This window comes from Enterococcus sp. C46, assembly GCF_040887565.1.
Lineage (GTDB): Bacteria > Bacillota > Bacilli > Lactobacillales > Enterococcaceae > Enterococcus_B > Enterococcus_B lactis.
Genome location: NZ_JBFOGA010000003.1, coordinates 297,618 through 314,361, shown reverse-complemented (window position 1 = coordinate 314,361; position 16,744 = coordinate 297,618). Strand labels below are relative to the sequence as shown.

General features: G+C 37.7%; 15 protein-coding genes. 10 read left to right on the top strand and 5 right to left on the bottom strand.

What is annotated here, in order from left to right:
* Positions 1-45: 45 nt before the first annotated feature.
* Both AB3I27_RS07175 and AB3I27_RS07170 read right to left on the bottom strand, forming a co-directional pair.
* The gene (locus AB3I27_RS07175; protein ID WP_002313432.1) at positions 46-561 is read right to left on the bottom strand and encodes an LURP-one-related/scramblase family protein; all 516 of its coding nucleotides are present in this window, start codon (positions 559-561) and stop codon (positions 46-48) included.
* A 25-nt stretch (positions 562-586) separates the two neighbouring features.
* Positions 587-1,456, bottom strand: coding sequence for a Cof-type HAD-IIB family hydrolase (locus tag AB3I27_RS07170; protein WP_002312156.1), 870 nt, complete (start codon positions 1,454-1,456; stop codon positions 587-589).
* 125 nt (positions 1,457-1,581) lie between these two features.
* Here AB3I27_RS07170 and AB3I27_RS07165 point away from each other — a divergent pair, with 125 nt between their 5' ends.
* The 4 genes from AB3I27_RS07165 (at position 1,582) to AB3I27_RS07150 (ending at position 4,510) form a co-directional block, all read left to right on the top strand.
* Positions 1,582-2,262, top strand: a complete 681-nt coding sequence (locus AB3I27_RS07165) for a uracil-DNA glycosylase (protein ID WP_002308387.1) — start codon at positions 1,582-1,584, stop codon at positions 2,260-2,262.
* 152 nt (positions 2,263-2,414) lie between these two features.
* On the top strand, positions 2,415-3,395 hold the full coding sequence (gene pta / locus AB3I27_RS07160) for a phosphate acetyltransferase (protein ID WP_002312157.1): 981 nt from the start codon (positions 2,415-2,417) through the stop codon (positions 3,393-3,395).
* Positions 3,396-3,519: 124 nt separating this feature from the next.
* The gene (tsaE, locus tag AB3I27_RS07155; protein ID WP_002308391.1) at positions 3,520-3,993 is read left to right on the top strand and encodes a tRNA (adenosine(37)-N6)-threonylcarbamoyltransferase complex ATPase subunit type 1 TsaE; all 474 of its coding nucleotides are present in this window, start codon (positions 3,520-3,522) and stop codon (positions 3,991-3,993) included.
* Positions 3,986-4,510, top strand: a complete 525-nt coding sequence (locus tag AB3I27_RS07150; protein WP_222897018.1) for a GNAT family N-acetyltransferase — start codon at positions 3,986-3,988, stop codon at positions 4,508-4,510. Before tsaE ends, AB3I27_RS07150 begins: the two co-directional genes overlap by 8 nt.
* A 247-nt stretch (positions 4,511-4,757) precedes the next feature.
* On the opposite strand, the gene AB3I27_RS07145 is transcribed toward AB3I27_RS07150, so the two are convergent.
* Together AB3I27_RS07145 and AB3I27_RS07140 are read right to left on the bottom strand one after the other, a co-directional pair.
* Positions 4,758-5,291 (bottom strand): 3'-5' exonuclease, encoded by a 534-nt coding sequence (locus AB3I27_RS07145; RefSeq protein WP_174132264.1) that lies wholly within the window; start codon positions 5,289-5,291, stop codon positions 4,758-4,760.
* Between the two features lie 742 nt (positions 5,292-6,033).
* Positions 6,034-6,786 (bottom strand): exodeoxyribonuclease III, encoded by a 753-nt coding sequence (locus tag AB3I27_RS07140; protein ID WP_002308394.1) that lies wholly within the window; start codon positions 6,784-6,786, stop codon positions 6,034-6,036.
* A gap of 112 nt (positions 6,787-6,898) precedes the next feature.
* Here AB3I27_RS07140 and AB3I27_RS07135 point away from each other — a divergent pair, with 112 nt between their 5' ends.
* From AB3I27_RS07135 to AB3I27_RS07115, 5 genes are all read left to right on the top strand, one after another.
* Entirely contained in the window at positions 6,899-7,819 is a 921-nt protein-coding gene (locus AB3I27_RS07135) for a Gfo/Idh/MocA family protein (RefSeq protein ID WP_002345303.1), read from the top strand.
* Between the two features lie 72 nt (positions 7,820-7,891).
* Complete coding sequence (gene murB, locus AB3I27_RS07130; protein WP_002308397.1) at positions 7,892-8,827, top strand: UDP-N-acetylmuramate dehydrogenase; 936 nt, start codon at positions 7,892-7,894, stop codon at positions 8,825-8,827.
* Between the two features lie 297 nt (positions 8,828-9,124).
* A complete protein-coding gene (locus AB3I27_RS07125) occupies positions 9,125-10,603 on the top strand; it encodes a helix-turn-helix domain-containing protein (protein WP_222897020.1) in 1,479 nt (492 codons plus the stop codon).
* Between the two features lie 265 nt (positions 10,604-10,868).
* Complete coding sequence (locus tag AB3I27_RS07120) at positions 10,869-12,935, top strand: bacterial Ig-like domain-containing protein (RefSeq protein WP_222897021.1); 2,067 nt, start codon at positions 10,869-10,871, stop codon at positions 12,933-12,935.
* A gap of 82 nt (positions 12,936-13,017) precedes the next feature.
* Positions 13,018-13,587, top strand: a complete 570-nt coding sequence (locus tag AB3I27_RS07115) for a GNAT family N-acetyltransferase (RefSeq protein ID WP_222897022.1) — start codon at positions 13,018-13,020, stop codon at positions 13,585-13,587.
* 174 nt (positions 13,588-13,761) lie between these two features.
* On the opposite strand, the gene AB3I27_RS07110 is transcribed toward AB3I27_RS07115, so the two are convergent.
* A complete protein-coding gene (locus tag AB3I27_RS07110) occupies positions 13,762-14,568 on the bottom strand; it encodes a hypothetical protein (protein WP_222897023.1) in 807 nt (268 codons plus the stop codon).
* Between the two features lie 138 nt (positions 14,569-14,706).
* Between AB3I27_RS07110 and AB3I27_RS07105 the strand changes: the two genes are divergently transcribed.
* Positions 14,707-16,221 carry a flavocytochrome c gene (locus tag AB3I27_RS07105; RefSeq protein ID WP_002345300.1) on the top strand — a complete coding sequence of 505 codons (1,515 nt, stop codon included), beginning with the start codon at positions 14,707-14,709 and terminating at the stop codon, positions 16,219-16,221.
* The last annotated feature ends 523 nt before the right edge of the window (positions 16,222-16,744 follow it).

Genomic DNA, 16,744 nt, shown 5'->3' with positions numbered 1-16,744 from the left:
AAGATGTACCTGAAATGCGGAAATACGCATTTCAGGTACATCTTTTTAACTTAAGTCAAGCCGATAAGAAACAGGCTTATCGCGACTTTTGTCTTTACGGTAAAGCCAGTAATCTAAAACCGCAGCAATACAAATACAAATAGGAGCATCTTCATCATTTGAGATATCCAGTACATAGTAATCTCCTGAAAAAAGCGTAGCTTTATCCATCTTCATGATTTGTTGATTGAAATGGTGGATTTGATATTGATGATTATAGATATCACCTTGGACTGTCCAGTGAAGCCTACGAATATAATAAAAATCACCGGGCCAATTGAATATTTTCTGCATGGTTCCCACTTTTTCGAACTCCTTATACAGCTCAAAACGCGTACCGAATGTCAGGCTTATTTGCTTGATGTGGGCAACAAGATCGCCATTCATGGCATAAAGAGACAACGCATCGCCCTTTGTTCCCCAACGACCAACCATCAAAAACAGGGAATGCCCTTTTTCGTTTTTGACGATTGTCCGAGTCGCACGTCCAAGCTGTTTTTCCTGAATGAAAAATTCTGACATCTATATCCCTCTTTTCTAGATAAAACTATAAGTCTTCTGCAATCGCGCGCAATATGGCTTTTCCTACGCCAGATTCAAGGTTCGTGTCCGTTGTATATTTGGCATAATCTTTTACTTCGATTTCTGCATTTCCCATTGCAAAACTGACTCCAGCCACTTGCAGCATACTGACATCATTGAAATTATCACCAATCGTCATGACTTCTTCTAAAGAAATGCCACGCTCATGCGCGACGTGGGCAACGGCAATCCCTTTTTGAGCGTTTTTATGGTTCACTTCAATATTGTTTTGACCAGAAGAAGTGACAGCTAAATCACCTAAAAGAGAAATCTGCTTACCAACTGGTCCTAACACAGCAGGTCCTTCTGTATGAAAACAGATGATTTTCAAGACTTCCAGATTCTTTTCTTCCAAAATGGTACGAATACTGTCTACATATGTGATGTGCAACAACTCCAGCTTAGCTGAGGCCATGGCAATCGCCATTTTATACGTAAGGTGAGGTAAATGGGTAGCGACCATGGAAGCAAAGCTTTCGATCCGCTTCGCTTGATTTTCAGAATAAAGACCATCGTTGGTTGCTACTTCATAGTAAATACCGTTAGCGTCTAAAATATCCAAAACAGAGGTTGCTTGATTATTTGGGATGGATACGGTAAACAAGGAATTTCCTTCTTTATCAAATACCTGTGCCCCGTTCAAAGTGATCATCGCACAATCGATTCCTACTTCATCCAAAGCGGCGCGAGCTTCTTGGTAGTTTCGTCCAGTAGCGACCATGAACTCAACGCCGGCATCGTTTGCAAAACGTATCGCTTCGGCATTTTCAGGAGAAACACTCATATGGGCATCTAATAATGTGCCATCCATATCTGATGCAATTAATTTGATCATAATGATTATCGTTCCTTTCTGCTTCTTGTTCCTAGTTTACCATATTAATCAAGTGCTGAGGGGGAAGATTGTCCCTTGTGATTGAAGAAAATGTGAGTTATTCTTTTTATTAGGAGGTGGACGTTTTGAAAGAAATCATTCATAACAGTTGGCAAGAAGTTTTGTCCTCAGAATTTTCAAAAGATTATTATCTGCATCTAAGAGAATTTTTAAAGAAAGAATATGCGACCCAAAAGATCCATCCAGATATGTATCATATCTATGAAGCGTTGGAATTGACTCCTTATGAAGAAGTCAAAGTAGTGATTTTAGGACAAGATCCTTATCATGGAGAAAACCAAGCTCATGGATTATCTTTTTCTGTGCAGCCCGGCGTGAAGATCCCGCCATCTTTAAGAAATATCTACAAAGAGCTTCATGATGATCTTGGTATCGTACCTGTTCAACATGGAAACCTAGTGTCATGGGCTAAACAGGGAGTCCTCTTACTCAACACTGTTCTTACTGTTCGGGAAGGGCAAGCTTATTCACATCGCGGGAAAGGTTGGGAAAGATTAACAGACACGATCATTGAAAAATTAAATGAACGAGAAAAACCAATCGTGTTTATCTTGTGGGGAAAACCGGCGCAAGAAAAAATCAAAATGATCGATAAGAGCCGTCATATCATCATTACATCTCCACATCCGAGTCCGCTATCCGCAAGTCGTGGCTTTTTTGGTTCCAAACCCTTCTCGAAAACGAATGATGCACTCCTTGCGTTAGGAGAAGAACCGATTGATTGGCAACTGCCTGAAACAGTGTAATAAAACAGCGCTTTCCTGTTATAGCGCAGTTTGCCATATATGTGAAAAACTTCATTTTTCCGGCATTTTTGACTGATACAGATAAAATAAACTGTTCTTTTTTTATGGAATAGTGTATGATAATACATATAAAAACGTCTGGAGGTCATCTTGTGGAATTGTTTGATAGTTTAAGATTTAAGATTGTTCGCCGTGGGATCAAAATCGTTTTCCCGGAAGCTACTGATGCTCGAATTTTAGGTGCAGCTGCCCGGTTGAAAGCAGAAGAACTGGTGGAACCCATTTTAGTAGGAAACGAAGAAGAAATAAGAAATGCAGCACATGCCAGAGGAATCAAAACATCTAGCTTTACGATCATTAGTCCTGATACTTATGATAAGTGGGATGAAATGGTAGATGCATTTGTCGAACGTAGAAATGGAAAGGCATCCAAAGAACAAGCAGAAAAGATTTTAAAAGATGTGAATTACTTTGGTACGATGCTTACGTATATGGGTGTTGCAGACGGCATGGTCTCTGGAGCAATCCATTCGACGGGCGACACTGTTCGTCCAGCACTCCAAATCATCAAAACAAAACCTGGTGTCAGTCGGACAAGTGGTGCGATGATCATGGTACGTGGAAGAGACCAAGAAAAATACGTCTTTTCTGATTGTGCAATCAATGTGAATCCAACTGCACAAGAATTGGCAGAAATCGCTGTAGATTCTGCAAAAACAGCTGAACTGTTCGATATCGAACCAAAAGTGGCGATGATGAGCTTCTCGACAAAAGGTTCAGCGAAATCGCCAGAAGTAGACAAAGTAGTTGAAGCCACTAAAATCGCTAAAAAACTAGCACCACAATATTTGATCGACGGCGAATTGCAATTTGATGCTTCTTATGTTCCTTCAGTTGCACAACTGAAAGCGCCAGATTCAGAAGTAGCTGGTCAAGCAACAGTCTTTGTATTTCCAGAATTGCAATCAGGAAATATTGGCTATAAAATTGCTCAACGTTTTGGTAACTTTGAAGCAATCGGACCAATCTTGCAAGGTTTGAACAAACCGGTTTCTGATTTGTCTCGTGGGGCAAATGAAGAAGACGTATATAAATTATCGATTATCACAGCAGCACAAACATTGATTGATTAACAAATACACATGGACTAGTCCAAAAACGGCAGCTTCTGTTCTTGGCTAGTTCGTTTTTTTCTTTAAAAAAACTTCATTACGCGATATACTGGCAAAAAGAAAGAAGAGCGGGAGAAGATGAAAAATGATCGAACTATCAGGATTAACAATGACAGAACAATTTGCAGAAGCAATTGGTCATTCCGCCATGCCAGGTGATAATCTGATATTGACTGGTGATCTAGGTGCGGGTAAAACAACATTGACGAAAGGTATCGCCCAAGGACTGGGAATAACGCAAATGATCAAAAGTCCGACATACACGATTATTAGAGAATATAATCAAGGCAGGATTCCGTTGTATCACATGGATATTTATCGGGTAGCAGCTAGCGGAGCTGACTTAGGGTTAGATGAATATTTTGAAGGAGATGGGCTTTCCGTTGTCGAATGGGGAAACCTATTAGAAGAAGCACTGCCAGAAGATTATTTGGAACTGATTTTAGAAAAAAGTGATACAGATTTAGAAAAGCGTTATGTGAAATTAATCTCATATGGTGAACAAAGTGAAACATTCAAACAGCGAATCCTAGAAAAATGGGTTGAAAACCATGAGTGAAGAAATTGGAATCATCTTGCGGGAAGCAGTGCCAGATGATGCAAAAGATATTCTTTCGATGATGGAACAAGTCAATAGCGAGACAGAATTTTTAGCTTTAGATGAAGCTGAACTTCTTTTACCCCCAGAAACTTTATCAGAAGAGTTGAGTTATATGTACGAAAGCAACAATAATTTATTGCTGCTTGCTATCAATGAGGGGACGATTGTTGGAACAGCATCAGTCAAAGCAGACAGTCAATTTCGTTTATCTCATGTGGGAGAAGTCGGTATCAGTATCCTGCAGGAATATTGGGGAATGGGACTAGGTACTCTTATGCTAGAAGAAATCATCAATTGGGCGAAGGAAATGGGTGTACTTTTTCGATTGGAGCTGGATGTTCAAGTTCGTAATGAAAGAGCCGTACACCTTTACCAGAAAATGGGTTTCCAAATCGAAGCGGTCATGCCTAGAGGGACAAGAACAGATTTAGGTGAATTTTTAGATGTATATAAAATGAGTTATTTGATTGAATAGAAAAAATAAGAAAAGAGTTAAGAAACTGTCATCCTTTTGGGAAGGCAGAAAAACGTATGAATGGACTGTGACAAAAGTCGTGACGCAGTCCATTTTTTGAATAAACGGTGTTCAATCAGCTGACCTTCGATATTCGCTCAAAAAACGGCAAAATATGAGGAACTATTTTGCCGTTTGTTTCTCTAATAATCAGGTCAAAACGCTGATTTCACAACCTCTTTGTGCGTTTCATAAGTAAATGATTGCTTTACTTTATAGTCACGAGTTTTTTCAATGGATCTGTCCCGAATTTTTTTTCTTGATAAAGCAGGATTTCCGCACACGCACGACTATCTTCCAATGCATCATGATGATGATCTAATTGGATGTTCAAATTTTCGCACACAGTGTTCAATCGATGATTTGGAAATTCAGGAAACAAGCGACGACTGCTTTTCACTGTACATAAAGAAAGATAATTAGGCTGTTCGAGGTGGTAATAATCTAAACAACCTGCTAAGACCTTTGTATCAAAAGCAGCATTATGTGCAACGACTAAAAGATTTTTTTGAAAATATGGTTGGATAGTTTGCCAGACTTCTGGAAATTTCGGCGCATTGCGTACGTCTTCTTGATGGATTCCGTGAATTTGGACGTTTCGCCAGAAAAAAGGAGTTTCAGGCTGTATCAATGTATAGAATTCATCGACGATTCGGCTGTTTTTTACCATGACTAACGCAAGAGAACAAGCGCTATAAGGCTGATGATTGGCAGTTTCAAAATCCATGGAAACAAAATTCATTTCTGTAAAACCTCCTTGGGAAATTACTGTAACATACTTTTGAAAAAAACAAATAGTTTTAACAAAAAACATAGGATTTTTTATGTAGTTTTTGTAGAGAAAAGCTATTTTTTGAACTCATTCCTTGCGACTCGGAGTTAGACGAGAGGATCATGACTTCTCGGTATCAGCTCACAAAACGGCAAAATATGAGGAACTATTTTGCCGTTTGTTTCTCTAATACACAGATCAGGACGCCGATTTCGCAACCTCTTGATAAACGGTGTTCTCCTGCCAACTCCTCAGTCACAAGTCACAATATCCAACAAACATGAGAAGCTGTTTTTTGAAATTGCTCCTTGTGCCTCAGAGTTAAACGGCAGGCTCACAACCTCTCAATAAATGGTGTTCAAAAGCCAGTTTCTCGGTATTAAGCCAAATTTATGTAAAAATGTGGAAAGCCATTTTCACAAAATTTTTCTTAATACTCGAAACTAAACAGCTTTTTCACAACCTCTTGGTAAATGGTGTTCAAAAGCCAGTTTCTCGGTATTAAGCCAAATTTATGCAAAAATGTGGAAAGCCATTTTCACAAAATTTTTCTTAATACTCGAAACTAAACAGCTTTTTCACAACCTCTCAATAAACGGTGTTCAAAAGCTTGCATCTGCGGTAATAAGCCCAACCAAAAGAAAAATAGGAGGAGCTATTTTTGTTTGGCTGTTCTTATTACTTGATGCAGGACAGCTTTTTCACAACCTCTTTATTTCAAATCTAATTCTACTGGACAATGGTCACTGCCCATAATGTCCGTATGGATCTTTGCATCAGCCAGTCTTGGCGCTAAATCTTTGCTCGTCAAAAAGTAATCGATCCGCCAACCAGCATTGTTTTTTCTTGAATTGAATCGGTAATTCCACCAAGAGTAAACACCTTCTTGGGTTGGATAAAAATAACGAAATGTATCGATAAACCCGTTATCCAACAGTCGAGAAAGAGCCGCTCTTTCTTCTGGAGTGAATCCAGCATTTTTTTGATTCGTTTTCCAGTTTTTCAAATCGATCGTTTGATGCGCGACGTTTAGATCCCCGCAAACGATGACTGGTTTTTGTTTCTTTAAATTTTCTAGATAATTATAAAAGGCTTCTTCCCATTCTAATCGGTAATCTAAACGTTTCAATTCACTTTGAGAATTTGGCGTATAACAAGTTACAAGAAAGAAATCGGAATATTCCAAAGTGATCAGACGGCCTTCTGTGTCGTGGATATCGATACCCATTCCGTAAGTGGCATTCAATGCAGGTTCTTTAGCAAAAATGGCTGTACCAGAATAGCCTTTTCGTTCTGCATAATTCCAATATTGATAATAACCAGGAAGATCTAAATCGATCTGTCCTGCTTGGAGCTTTGTTTCCTGCAAACAGAAAAAATCGGCGTCTAACTCATGAAAAACTTCTAAAAAATTTTTATTTACGATGGCACGAAGCCCGTTCACGTTCCAAGAGATAAATTTCAATAAAAACACACTCCTTCGAATTAAATTCCTTACCTTTGCGATACTATTGTACCTCATTTTAGTAAAAAATGGTGTAAGATGAAAGTAACTAAATGATCCAGGAGGAAAGTCGATGAAGATTGGTGTAATCGGTGTAGGGAATATTGCAGAAAAAGCATATTTACCAACCTATGCGAAAAAACAAGGAACAGTTGATTTTTATTTTGCAACACGAAATAAAGAAACAAAAGAAAGAATCCAAAAAGAATATGGGTTCCAACATCTATATAAAACGATCGATGAGCTTTTAGAAGAAAAAATCGAGGCATGCATGATTCACGCAGCAACAAAAGTACATTATGAGCTAGCAAAAAGATGTCTAGAAAATGGTATCCATGTTTATATTGACAAACCGTTGAGTGTCCATCTAAACGAAGTGCGTGAATTGCAAGAATTGGCTGATAAGAACCAAGTGATCTTGATGGTCGGTTTTAACCGACGCTTTGCTCCTATGGTAGAAGAATTGAAACGTATCCCAGAGAAGCGGCTGATCCAACTGCAAAAAAATCGAATAGCGGCAAAAGAGACGACAGAATTCGTCCTTTATGATTTATTTTTACATCTCATTGATACAGCGGTGTATTTATTGGATGAACCCATTTTGAGAACAAAATATCAGATAAGAGAAACAAAGGAATATTTGGAATATGCCATTTTACAATTAGAAACACAAAATCAAACGGCTCTATTAACGATGGATCTAGCAAGTGGTGCTAATACAGAAAAATATCAAGTAACAAGTAAGAATGGTACTTATGAAGTAAGCGACCTGACCCAGCTTGTCATTCAAGATGCTGATGGAAAAAAGGTGAAAGAATTTGGCGACTGGACGAACACGCTAGTCAAACGCGGGTTTGAGCCAATGGTAGAGGCCTTCTTATCTCAGATACGTTCAGGTAAACCGGAAGCAGAACTGCTTAAGCAGCAAGAAGTTGTAAGAAGTCATGAATTATGCGAGGAAGTGCTTAAAGAGCACTACCGTCATCAACTTTGAACAAGACTGGCAAGATTGTATTAAGCGTGATAGAATAATGGGGACGTTTGAGAAAAGAAAGGAAAATCCTCAGTGAATAAAGAAGAAATAGTTGAAAGCTTAGCCACGATCACTTTATTGTTTGATGAACCATTGATGAACTATACGTTTACGAAAACAGGCGGACCAGCTGATGTCCTTGCATTCCCGAAAAAGCAAGAAGAAGTAAAGCAAATCATCGATTATTGCCGAATCCATGATATACCTTGGATGGTACTAGGAAACGCAAGCAATCTGATCGTTCAAGATGGTGGGATCCGTGGTGTAGTCATCATGCTGACTGAAATGAAACAGATTCATGTCAAAGGAACGATGGTCATTGCGGAAGCAGGTGCCTCACTGATTGATACGACTTATGCAGCTTTGGCCGAATCATTGACTGGATTTGAATTTGCTTGCGGCATCCCGGGAAGTGTCGGTGGAGCGGTTTATATGAATGCAGGTGCGTATGGCGGAGAGATCAAAGATGTTTTTGCTGAAGTGGATCTTTTGCTTGAAGATGGAACATTGAAAACTTTGACAAAAGAAGAAATGGTATTTTCTTATCGTCACAGTAAAATCCAAGAGCTACGTGCTATCGTATTGGAAGCTCGATTCAGTTTGCAAACAGGGGATTATGAAGCAATCAAAGCACGAATGGATGAGTTGACAGAATTGCGTCAATCCAAACAGCCATTAGAATACCCTTCATGCGGCAGTGTCTTTAAGCGCCCAGTAGGACATTATACGGGTCAGCTAATCCAGCAAGCAGGATTGCAAGGTCTGAAATGGGGCGGTGCACAAATCTCTGAAAAACATGCAGGATTCATCGTCAATATCGATCATGCGACAGCGACAGATTATATTGAATTGATTGCGCACATCCAAGAAGTGATCAAAGAAAAATTTGATGTGTCTTTAGAAACAGAAGTGCGGATCATTGGAGAGAAACAAGCACTATCAGAAACAAGCAGAAGTTTAGCGAATTAATAAGTAATTGCACTTAAAATAAGTAAAAGAGCAGGACGGAGGACGCCCTGCTCTTTTTGTGGTTGTTTACGCAAATGGTGCAAATCTTGTACATTTTAACACAATAAAACAAAAAATATAGAATATTTTCCCGTAAATTTTTCCATTTTTTGTAATATTCTCAAAAAAAAGATAAAAAATGTGAATAACTGATGAAAAAACAGGTGTAATCCATCATAAAATCAGTATAGGTGAAAAGATGAACTTTCATCTGCATATCAAGTGATTGGTATGAGGCATTTTTTTGAGGTGTAGAATATGAAGTTGGATTACCTTATCGAAGAGGAAGATAGAGAAAAACTGCTGTTAGCCAGATATTTAGAATTTGAGAAAAAGAATTACGTCGTGTTGTCTAAGTTATATGAAACATTAGGTTTATCTAAATTTAAAACAAGAAATTATATCATAGAATTAAATAAAGAATTTTCTGAATTCAAATCAAAGCCAGAGATCCAAATCTCAGAAGAAGGAGAGATTCATGTTGAACGGCTAAATTTGACGGATATCAAAAATTTAAGAAGAATCTACTTTCAACGATCAAAAATTGCTCGACTGTTAACGGAGATCGTGGATTCAAAAGTAACAATTGAAAAATTTGCAGAGAACCATTTTTTAAGCATATCAAGAGCTTATGTAAAAAGAAGAGAATTAGTCTCTTTTCTTGAACAGCATCAAATAAAGTTAAAGAAAAACATATTAGTTGGGGAAGAAATAAACATACGGAACGTATTATTTGGGGTATATTTTGGGGTCTTTAATGGTTTTTCTATGCCATTTAGAGAAAGCGTCATGAATGAAGCAAAAAGTATCGTGCAATATTTTGAATATCTGTTCAATTTAAAGTTGTCTGCCACAAAGCGAATCAAATTCAATTTGCTAACTACTGTTAGTTTGTTGAGGATTTATGGAAATCAACCAATAGGAAAACGTTTCTTTTCAGATGAATACTTTAAGAGCTCAGAAGGAATGAAGATTATTAAGGATTTATCGCATATTTCTTTTCTACATATCCCTAAAGAGCAGATTATTGATGAGATTTCTTATATCATGTTATTTTTGATTACGGAAGAAGAATTTGAATTAGATGGTGCGTTTGGACTTGCAGAAGCTCATTTCCATGATATCCATATGATTAGTCAAAAAATGTCAGTGGAATTGATTGATCAATTACCATTTTCAACTGAAGTTTCTGAAGAAGAAAGACTCCATATACGAAAAGAACTTCGTATGGGGATGATGCATGTCAATCGGAAAAATTGGATATTCGACTTTGAGATGACTAGTTTTACGTCTAAAAAGCAGTTGCAGTTTTTCTTCGAAACGTATCCAATATTCAGTACAGCGATCCAAAATGTCATACAAGATAATAAACACTATTTCTTGGAAAAAGATGAACGTTTCATGATTCGCTTATTTTATGATTATCTTTTTTTATTGGTCGGTATTTGTCCAGTCTCTTATTTTGAATCACCAATCCATGTCTGTATTGATTTTTCTCAAGGATCTGCCTATAACGCTTATATTATTTCTCAAGTGAAGGGATTTAAAAATTACAATATTGTGATTGAAAGTCGAATCACTTCCCGTACGGATATTTATTTATCTGATTGTTTGCTTGAAAAATTCAACAAAGAGCAGATAATATGGAAAAATCCGCCGACTCCAGATGACTGGGAATATTTTGGGAATATCATTATCAGAGAAAAAAATAGACATTTAACTGAAAAAATCAGCTAATATTTATGGATGACAACTTTGTCTCACCTATTTATTAGCTGATTTATGTTTTTTTCAAAGAAAAGATGACTAGATATCGAGAGATATTGCTTGACAAAATTAAAAAGTACATAAGTTATTATTACGATTTTCTTTAAATAATAAAAAATCAAGAAAAATACTGTCCCAATTGACCATCTTTTTTTTGATTTTATCTATATAATAAAATCATCTTATGAAAATTACTACTTCATGCTGAGGCAAGAGTAGGGAGGACTAAGAATAAATGTGTTCAAAAAGACAACCTAAAAAACTAAATAAACACGCTTGCCGTTTAGACAAAGAACGATCGTGTTCTGAAAACCGCTACGTCAAATTTGTGATGCGTACGATGCTGATCAGCTTATCTGTAGGTGTCTATATGAATGTACCCGTTCAGGCAACGGCACAAACCATCAAGATCGTACGTACATCTGTCTCTGAGACGACTGATTCTCCTATTACTATTACCCATACTTTCACTGATGTAAGTGGAACACAGCTACTTCCTTCTTTGAATTCCTATAATAAAGTCAGTTATCCTCCAACGATAAACCACTATTGGTTAATTCCTAACAAAACATTATGGACATCAGAAACTGGAAGTAGCGTGCCGCTTTCTGTCTTTTCCGGTATGACTGATCCAACAAAAGGTGATCAGCTAAAACAGATCATTGATAGTTTAAATCATGCTTTGACAGGTGTGAAGGACGGTGGAAGTGCACAAGTCTCTTATGTATATGGAAAAGATTATTCACAGTTCAAAGGCAAGGAAATCAACGTTCTGGCAGGGACAAAAATTTCGATATCGGATCTGGTAGAAAGCTTGAGGAATGCAGATGGAACACAAGGAGATATGTCCAAAGTAATTTCAAACAATGGGAATATCATAGACACGACAAATACAGGAGTATCTACTATTGACTTGTCTTATTTTGATCCAATTGCTTTAAAAACAATGACTGCATCTGCTGTGATTCATGTTCATGTTGATCAAACAGCTATCAAAGGAAAAGATCTTCATCTAATAACAGGAGAGAATTACGACCCTAAATCTCTTATCGAATATGTAACAAAAAGCGATGGAACTTCAGGGAATAAAGAAGAAATCAAAATGAGCGGGACAGTAGATTCTACCACACCGGGAGAATATCCCGTCGTATTAACTTATGCAGACCCTCTTACATCAAAAATGGTGGAAACAACAGCTGTCGTTTATGTAGAAGCACCTGCTGTTTCATCGACTGTCATCACTCATTTTATTGATCGTCAAACGAATAAAGAACTGCAAGCAGAAACACGCATAAGTAGTGTAGAACTTATTCCAGATTTACAACTCCCTGCTGAATTTTCTGATCGAGTGCCGAATGTAGATTTGTCGACTTATGAACAAGACGGAAAAGTCACTTCTATTTCTGACTGGATGCAAGCAAACGGATTAGACAGAAACAGTAACTGGTCGGTGATTCTTGAAGCTATTCACTCAAAACTGATGAATAATAGGAAGCAATCAGGAGAGGAAATTACCTTCACTTATGTTTATGTACCGGATAATAGTTCATTAGAAGGTCATGTTGTTATTGCTCAGCCAAATGAAAAAATAAGTAAAGAAGAGTTGATCAAATCCGCAACAAACTCCTTAGGTAAACCCGTACCGTCAAAGGATGTAGAGGTCACAATCAACGGAGAACCATTGGAGGATGGTTATTTGACCAAACAAACAGGCGATTTTACGATTATGTATAGTTATCATGACCCGTATTCACTCCAAGAACTCCGTGCTCAGTCGCTATTACATGTTTTACCATTAAATAAACAGATAAACCAAAAAGAACAAAAAAGACAAGAAGAAAGCTTGCCAGAAAAAAAACAACAAATGGCTCATGCAGTTTCTCCAACAGGGAAAGTAAAACAAATAAGAAGCCTAGAACCAGTAAGAATATCTATAAAAAGCTCAGAATCTAACAAAACGATAGGGCAAGAAGATCATTTGGTCCCACAAGTTTCTGAATCGGAAAATGAAATGTTAGAGTCTAAAATAGAACAACAACAATCAGAAAAAGAAATTGTTACTAAACAGTCGGAAGATCAAAATGAATCAGATGACCACAAGGAAACGAAGAAAAAACGCTTGTCAACTATTGATTCCACCAATGAGCATCTGCAGCCGCAAGTACCGCTTCCTAGTCCGGGAACACCCGCACCTGGTGGAGGCGTCCCTTCTTCTTCCGTTTTAGGAGATGTCATGCGAGGTATGGCAGGAACATGGGTATACGCTAATCGAAATGAATTTGACGCAGATGACTGGTTCTGATTCATCCCCCTATCTGCTATAGTCAAATAAGTAGCTGAGTTATCTGTTATTTGGCATAATGGATACGAGGAGGGATAGAAAAATGTTAGATAAAACGTTGCCTTACGCAGAAATCTGGATGACAAGACCATTTCAATTGCCTGTGCCAATGACGCCTTTAGCGGAAGGCTTTAAATTTCGAACCTATCAAAAAGGGGACGAATCTGCTTGGTCAGAGATTGAAACTTCCGTTGGGGAATTTCAAACGACAGGTGAAGCACTTGAGTATTTTCAAAAAAACTTTGCTCCTTATCCTGAAGAACTTGAAAGAAGGATGTTTTTTGTAGAGACAAAAAATGGAGAAAAAGTAGCAACCTGTACCGCTTGGCGAAAAAAATCAAGAGAACGAATGTATCCGGTTTTTCATTGGTTGGCAGTTAAACCAGTTTACCAAGGAAAAGGGCTCGCAAAAGCATTGACTGCTAAAGTCTTACAAGAATTTCCTACCCTCCATACGGATGGACCAATCTATCTTCACACACAGACATGGAGCCATCAGGCGATTGCTCTTTATAAAAAAATGGGTTTTTCTTTTATTGCTGAAAATCTAGATGGCACACCTAATTCAGATTATGAAAAGGTTATGCAGGTTTTAAGTAAATTAGATAAATAAAAAAATGGTGAAATCAGCTCACAATATGAGAAGAAAAACGGAAAAGTAGTTCTTTCTATCTTACTGTTTTTGAATTCATCCTGTTGGCTAGCTGATGATACGCTATTTATTCGAAAAAGAAGAGGTCGTGACAAAAGTCTTGTCACTGCCTCTTCTCTTATTTTTTTAGAATTTTTATCGTTTGATTTTTTTTGGAATAAAATTCTTGATGAAAGTAAATTTTTGGTAATCATTTCGACTATACAAGTAACCAAATATACTGAAAACGACTGCTCCAATAAAATTAACAAATAAATCCTTCATAGTATCCATGATTCCTACATCTAAATAACCATTTTGGATGATTATTTTATCTGTTTTACCGTCTGCATTCTGACTTTCAATGACTGTCCGAGTGATATCAGGAACATGATAGACAGTGTTTCCGTCTTTGCTTAACTCCACACTATTGATTTGCTGGACGATCGTATCTTTTTGCATATCGAATTGTAGCAATTTATCTGCTGAAAATTCAACAAACTCCCACATAACACCAACTGTCATCGAAAAACAAAAGGAAACGACTGCTAATAACAGAGGAGTCAAGTTCATCGTTTTTGTATTTTTATTGAGCAAATAAACAAGTGAAAAACCGACACCCCCAGCTAAAAATCCGCTGAATGCATGTAGAAAAGTATCCCACATTGAAAAATAGCCATAAAAATCGCTTAATTCTCCTAAAACCGTTGAACTGAAAATAAAAGATAACAATATGATTTCTAACATATTTGGAATCTGTATCTTTAATATCTTTTCCAGAAAATAAGGAATTTCAAATAAAATCAGTGTCAATAATAAAAGCATCGTATTTCCCCAATGTTGGTTCCAAATCTGATCAACCAACATAATAACAACGATGATACGTAATAAAATATAGATTCCATTTGTGATTTTGCCAGCAGTTTTTGTACTGTTCGTAAAAAAGGTTTTCAAATGATTCATAAAATAACTCCTTCATGTATATCCTTAATTATACTAAGAAGCGCGTGTTTACCAAAACTATATGTCTTAAAGAAAAACAGAGTTGATATTGTGAAAAAAATCACTTAATATAGGCATAAGGAGAAAAGGGGGATAAACATGAAAAAATTAGTTGTTGGTTTATTAACGGCGGTTTCGCTTCTTGCCATGAGTGCATGTGGCGCAGATCAGAAAAATACAGCACAGACAAGTTCTAGTACGAAGGAATCTGCCGAAGTGTCATCAGGTGCTTCTAAACAAGCATATACCGATCCAAAAGAAATGAAAGAATCTTATGATATCGTAATCGTGGGAGCTGGCGGTGCAGGGATGGCAGCCGCTATCGAAGCAAAAGATGCTGGTTTGAACCCAGTGATTTTCGAAAAGATGCCTGTTGCCGGAGGAAATACGTCTAAATCATCAAGCGGAATGAACGCTTCTGAAACCAAATTCCAAAAAGAAGAGGGAATCGAAGACTCCAATGAGGCATTCTATGAAGAAACGCTAAAAGGTGGCGGAGGAACAAATGATAAAGAAATGCTTCGTTACTTTGTCAATCACTCTGCTGATGCAATCGATTGGTTGGATCAAAATGGGATCAAACTAGATAATTTAACGATCACTGGAGGGATGGGTGAGAAGAGGACGCATCGTCCGTCTGATGGCTCGGCTATCGGTGGATATTTAGTGGATGGATTATTGAACAGCGTCCATGAGCGAAAAATACCGATTTTTGTCAACACAGATGTGACAGATATTAAGAAAAATGGCGAAACAGTCAATGAAGTGACTGTACATGTCCAAGGAGAAGAACCAAAAAAAATCACCGGTAAAGCAATCGTCGTCACTACAGGCGGTTTTGGTGCTAGCAAAGAATTTATTGAAAGATATCGTCCTGATTTAGCTGATTATATTACGACAAATCAAGAAGGATCAACTGGAGATGGTATTACCATGATCGAAAAGTTAGGCGGACAAACCGTTGACATGGATAAAATACAAATTCATCCAACCGTGCAACAGGATGAGGGAATCTTGATCGGTGAAGTGGTTCGCGGAGAAGGAGCAATCTTGGTAAATCAAGAAGGCAAAAGATTTGTGAATGAAATGGATACAAGGGATAAAGTATCTGCAGCCATCACAGCGTTGCCTGAAAAATCAGCGTATTTGATTTTTGATCAAGGCGTGCGTGATCGTGCCACTGCCATCGAATTTTATGACCAAAAAGGATATGTCACAACTGGAAAAACAATGGAAGAATTAGCAGAAAAAATTGATTTGCCAAAAGAAACATTAGCAAAAACAATTGATGGATGGAATGCGGATGTTGCCAAGAAAAAAGATGCTCAATTCAATCGTGCCACAGCCATGGAACATGATCTATCGTCTCCAAATTATTATGCAATCAAAATCGCGCCAGGGATTCATTATACGATGGGGGGTGTGAAAATCAATACGAATACCGAAGTATTGGATAAAGAAAATCAGCCGATCAGCGGGTTGTATGCTGCCGGAGAAGTCACAGGTGGATTACATGGAGACAATAGGATCGGTGGAAACTCAGTTGCAGAAATCATTATTTTTGGGCGACAAGCGGGCATACAAGCTGCTCGGTTTGCTTCGGAAAATGAATGAAATAGAACGTAAATAAAAAGAGGTTGTGAAATCGGTGTTTTGACCTGAGTATTAGGGAAACAAACGAAAAAATAGTTCCTCATATTTTGCCGTTTGTTGAGCGAATACCGAGGGTCAGCTGATTGAACACCGTTTAAGAAAGAGGTCGTGAGCCTGCCGTTCAGCTCCGAGTCACAAGGAACAATTTCAAAAAACAGCTCCTCATGTTTATTGAATATTGTGACTTGTGACCGAGGAGTTGGCAGTAGAACACCGTTTAGTGAAGAGGTTGTGAAAAAGCTGCCCTGCATCAAGTAATAAGAACAGCCAAGTAAAAGTAGCTTCTTATGTTTTTGACTTGGTTGGACTTATTACCGCAGATGCAAGCTGATTGAACACCGTTTGTTCGGAAAAAGAGCGTGGGACAAAAGTAAAGAACACTTTTGTCTCACGCTCTAAACACGTATAAACGGCGGAAGCAGGAGCAACTCCTTCGGAAATAAGCTGAAATTCACAAAAATTTGAAAAGCAATTTTCGAGAATT

Coding starts and splice junctions, on each gene's coding strand:
- AB3I27_RS07175 (WP_002313432.1), bottom strand. CDS start 561: ATGTCAGAATTTTTCATTCAGGAAAAACAGCTTGGACGTGCGACTCGG.
- AB3I27_RS07170 (WP_002312156.1), bottom strand. CDS start 1,456: ATGATCAAATTAATTGCATCAGATATGGATGGCACATTATTAGATGCC.
- tsaE (WP_002308391.1), top strand. CDS start 3,520: ATGATCGAACTATCAGGATTAACAATGACAGAACAATTTGCAGAAGCA.
- AB3I27_RS07150 (WP_222897018.1), top strand. CDS start 3,986: ATGAGTGAAGAAATTGGAATCATCTTGCGGGAAGCAGTGCCAGATGAT.
- AB3I27_RS07145 (WP_174132264.1), bottom strand. CDS start 5,291: ATGAATTTTGTTTCCATGGATTTTGAAACTGCCAATCATCAGCCTTAT.
- AB3I27_RS07135 (WP_002345303.1), top strand. CDS start 6,899: ATGAAGATTGGTGTAATCGGTGTAGGGAATATTGCAGAAAAAGCATAT.
- AB3I27_RS07125 (WP_222897020.1), top strand. CDS start 9,125: ATGAAGTTGGATTACCTTATCGAAGAGGAAGATAGAGAAAAACTGCTG.
- AB3I27_RS07120 (WP_222897021.1), top strand. CDS start 10,869: ATGTGTTCAAAAAGACAACCTAAAAAACTAAATAAACACGCTTGCCGT.
- AB3I27_RS07115 (WP_222897022.1), top strand. CDS start 13,018: ATGTTAGATAAAACGTTGCCTTACGCAGAAATCTGGATGACAAGACCA.
- AB3I27_RS07110 (WP_222897023.1), bottom strand. CDS start 14,568: ATGAATCATTTGAAAACCTTTTTTACGAACAGTACAAAAACTGCTGGC.
- AB3I27_RS07105 (WP_002345300.1), top strand. CDS start 14,707: ATGAAAAAATTAGTTGTTGGTTTATTAACGGCGGTTTCGCTTCTTGCC.